The following is a 3,930-nucleotide window of genomic DNA, read 5'->3' on the forward strand; positions in this document are numbered from 1 at the left end:
GGCCTGCGTCGGCTGTCAGGGCGGCGCCCGTCTCAGCCGTTACGCAAAAGCCTAGTTGCCGGGCCGCGCTTTGAGTTGCTCGGCGGCAGCCTTGGCCAGGTCCGGTGGCAAAAAGTCTTTGTCCGGGTTGTAGTCCGCTTTGAGATAGCGCGTCAGGTCCTGCAAATCGCCTGGGTTCAGCGTGCCCGCAGCCTGCTTCAAGCGCAGGTTGTCGAGGATGTAGTCATAACGGCTGTTGTTGTAGTTGCGCACCGACGAGTAAAGCTGGCGCTGCGCATCCAGTACGTCGACGATGTTGCGTGTGCCCACCTGATAACCGATCTCCGTAGCTTCCACCGCGCTCTGGTTTGAGATGATCGACTGGCGGCGTGCCTGTACCTGCTCCACGTCGGTGTTCACCGCGCGGTGCAGGTTGCGCGTGTTTTCGACCACCTGGCGGCGCAGGCCTTCACGTTGCTGCTCGCTCTGGTCGAGGCGTGAATACGATTCGCGCACTTGCGAACTGGTCAGGCCACCGCTGTAAATCGGGATGTTCAGGCGCAGGCCGATGGTGCGCTGCGACACGTCGCCACCGTATGGCACCGGTAACTGGTTCGGGTTGCTCAAGCCGAGCGCGTCGTTGTCGCCTTTTTCGTACTGCGCCACGGCGTCAAGGGTCGGCAAGTGGCCGGCTTTGCGCTGTCGCAGGGTTTCTTCGGCGGCGGTGACCGCGTAGTTGCTGGCCAGCAGGTTGAGGTTCTGGCGCCCGGCGGTTTCGACCCAGGCTTTGGCGTCATTCGGCGCCGGTGGCAGCACCGGCAGCGTATGCACGATGCCTTGAATTGCGTTGTACTGGCGGTTGGTCAGCGTGATCAGCGCTTCGAAGGCGTCATCCACCTGGCGCTGCGCGACGATGCGGTTGGCGCGCGCGGTGTCGTAGCTGGCTTGAGATTGCAGCACGTCGGTCTTGTCCGACAGCCCCACATCAAAGCGTTCGTTGGACTGGTCGAGCTGGCGCTTGAAGGCGTTTTCTTCGGCCTTGGTCGAGGCCAGGTTGTCTTGGGCGCGCAACACCGCGAAGTAGCTCTCGGCACTTTGCAGGATCAGGTTCTGTTCGGTGGCAGAGAGCTGCAGCGAGGCTTGTTCGTTGACGGCTTCGGCGGCCTGCAGTTGGAACCAGCGGTCGGCGCGAAACAGCGGCTGGCTCAAGGTCGCCCGCCAGGAGTGCGCGTCGCGGTTGAGGGTGGATGCCGGTTGGTCGATCTGGGTGCGCACATTATTGCTGTCGGCGCTGGCCGACAGGTTCGGCAGCAAGCCTGCGCGGGCCTGGGGCACCACTTCTTTCTGCGCGCCGTATTGGGCACGGGCGGCCGCCAGGTCGGCATTGTTGTTCGCCGCTTCCTGGTAAACGCTGACCAGGTCGGTTTTGGCGGACAAGGGCGCTTCGGCTGCCCAGACCATTCCATTGGTCGCACAAGACACGGCGAGAGCCAGTGAGAGTTTGCGCAGCATGAGGCGATCCCTAGTATGAATATTATGGCTGTAATTTATCGCCCAAGGCCAAGCTTGGCAACGGGTTGCGTCACGCATTGCGGCAACGCCCGAGTGTAGTGGCGCTTGCGCTGCGCAACAATCCCGTAATCACGCCATTCATCACGCTGAATACACCGCTGTTGGCAATTTGCCCACGCCATGGTCTAGACTGGCCGTGTTCTTGTCGGGGTGCCTTGTTGGAAGGCTGAGATCGGTAAATACCGGATCCCGTTGAACCTGATCAGGTTAGCGCCTGCGTAGGGAACAAGATTTCTCGTCACCCGGCGAGTCCTCTTGTGCTTCGTCCGGGATGTTGTTCGACAATCGAACAACCCTCGTGCCTTGCACAGCACTGGTTTCAGTGCATCCGTCCGTCACAGGTTCGCTCCGACAAAAATCCACCGCCTGGATAGTTGGAGAGCCCGTGATGAGCACCGAATTAAAAAGCCAAAAATCAAAAAATACCGTGCACTTGAGTGAGTCGGCCAAGGTCGACGCAGGGTCTGTGCAGCCGTTTACCCGCTCGCAAAAAATCTACGTGCAGGGCACTCGCCCGGACATTCGCGTGCCGATGCGCGAAGTCAGCCTGGACGTGACACCGACTGATTTCGGCGGTGAAATCAATGCGCCGGTGGTGGTGTATGACACTTCCGGCCCGTACACCGACCCGAATGTGATCATTGATGTGCGCAAAGGCCTTGGCGATGTGCGTTCGCCGTGGATCGAAGTGCGTGGCGACACCGAGCGCTTGCCAGGTCTGAGTTCACACTTCGGCCAACAGCGCCTCAGCGATGCCGAACTCACCGCGCTGCGTTTCGCCCACGTGAAAAACCCGCGCCGCGCCAAGGCGGGCGCCAACGTCACCCAGATGCACTACGCGCGCAAAGGCATCATCACTGCCGAGATGGAATACGTCGCCATCCGCGAAAACATGAAGCTCGAAGAGGCACGCGCCAGCGGCCTGCTTGAGCAGCAACATGCCGGCTACAGCTTCGGCGCCAGCGTGCCGAAAATCATCACCCCGGAATTTGTGCGCGAAGAAATCGCCCGTGGCCGCGCGATCATTCCGGCCAACATCAACCACACCGAACTTGAACCGATGATCATCGGCCGTAACTTCCTGGTGAAGATCAACGGCAACATCGGCAACAGTGCGCTGGGTTCGTCCATCGAAGAAGAAGTGGCGAAACTGACGTGGGGCATCCGCTGGGGTTCGGACACGGTGATGGATTTGTCCACCGGCAAGCACATCCATGAAACCCGCGAGTGGATCATCCGCAATTCGCCGGTGCCGATCGGTACAGTGCCGATTTACCAGGCCCTGGAAAAAGTCGGCGGCGCGCCGAAGACCTGACCTGGGAGCTGTTCCGCGACACCTTGATCGAACAGGCCGAGCAGGGCGTCGACTACTTCACCATCCACGCCGGCGTGCTGCTGCGCTATGTGCCGCTGACCGCCAAGCGTGTCACCGGCATCGTCTCGCGTGGCGGTTCGATCATGGCCAAGTGGTGCCTGGCGCACCACAAAGAGAACTTCACCTACACGCATTTCGACGAAATCTGCGAAATCATGAAGGCCTATGACGTCAGCTTCTCCCTCGGCGACGGCCTGCGCCCCGGCTCGATTGCCGACGCCAACGACGCCGCGCAATTCGGCGAACTTGAAACCCTCGGCGAGCTGACCAAGACCGCCTGGAAGCACGACGTGCAAACCATGATCGAAGGCCCGGGCCACGTGCCGATGCAGTTGATCAAAGAGAACATGGACAAGCAGCTTGAATGCTGCGACGAGGCGCCGTTCTACACCCTCGGCCCGCTGACCACCGACATTGCGCCGGGTTACGACCACATCACCTCGGGTATCGGTGCGGCGATGATCGGCTGGTTCGGTTGCGCCATGCTGTGCTACGTCACGCCGAAGGAACACTTGGGCCTGCCGAACAAAGATGACGTGAAGACCGGCATCATCACCTACAAGATCGCCGCGCACGCAGCGGACTTGGCCAAGGGGCATCCGGGCGCACAGATTCGCGACAACGCGTTGAGCAAGGCGCGCTTCGAGTTCCGCTGGGAAGACCAGTTCAACCTCGGCCTGGACCCGGACACCGCGCGTTCCTACCACGATGAAACGCTGCCGAAGGATTCGGCCAAGGTCGCGCATTTTTGCTCGATGTGCGGGCCTAAGTTCTGCTCGATGAAAATCACCCAGGAAGTGCGCGAGTACGCGGCCAACCAGCGCATTGAAGCGGTGGATGTGGACGTGGCCAAGGGCTTGGCGGAGCAGGCGGAGCGGTTCAAGCAGGAAGGCAGCCAGTTGTACAAAAAGGTCTGACACCGACGAGCATTCCCACGCTCTGCGTGGGAATGGATCATTGTAGAGGGGCAAGCCCCCTCCTACATTAGATTGCAGCTTGATTCG

Annotated in this window: 1 protein-coding gene, 1 pseudogene and 1 riboswitch; of the genes and pseudogenes, one reads left to right on the top strand and one right to left on the bottom strand. The window is 60.6% G+C overall.

From position 1 onward, the window contains the following. Positions 1–51: 51 nt before the first annotated feature. Positions 52–1,491, bottom strand: coding sequence for a TolC family outer membrane protein (locus F0169_RS26485; RefSeq protein WP_152748071.1), 1,440 nt, complete (start codon positions 1,489–1,491; stop codon positions 52–54). A gap of 196 nt (positions 1,492–1,687) precedes the next feature. Further along, positions 1,688–1,793, top strand: a riboswitch (TPP riboswitch). A gap of 146 nt (positions 1,794–1,939) precedes the next feature. Between F0169_RS26485 and thiC the strand changes: the two are divergent. Further along, positions 1,940–3,843 (top strand): annotated as a pseudogene (gene thiC, locus F0169_RS26490) (phosphomethylpyrimidine synthase ThiC). Positions 3,844–3,930: the final 87 nt, after the last annotated feature.

The organism is Pseudomonas kitaguniensis (assembly GCF_009296165.1).
GTDB lineage: Bacteria > Pseudomonadota > Gammaproteobacteria > Pseudomonadales > Pseudomonadaceae > Aquipseudomonas > Aquipseudomonas kitaguniensis.

Bases quoted from the DNA above. Each gene is read 5' to 3' on its own strand.
- F0169_RS26485 (WP_152748071.1), bottom strand. From the start codon at position 1,491: ATGCTGCGCAAACTCTCACTGGCTCTCGCCGTGTCTTGTGCGACCAAT.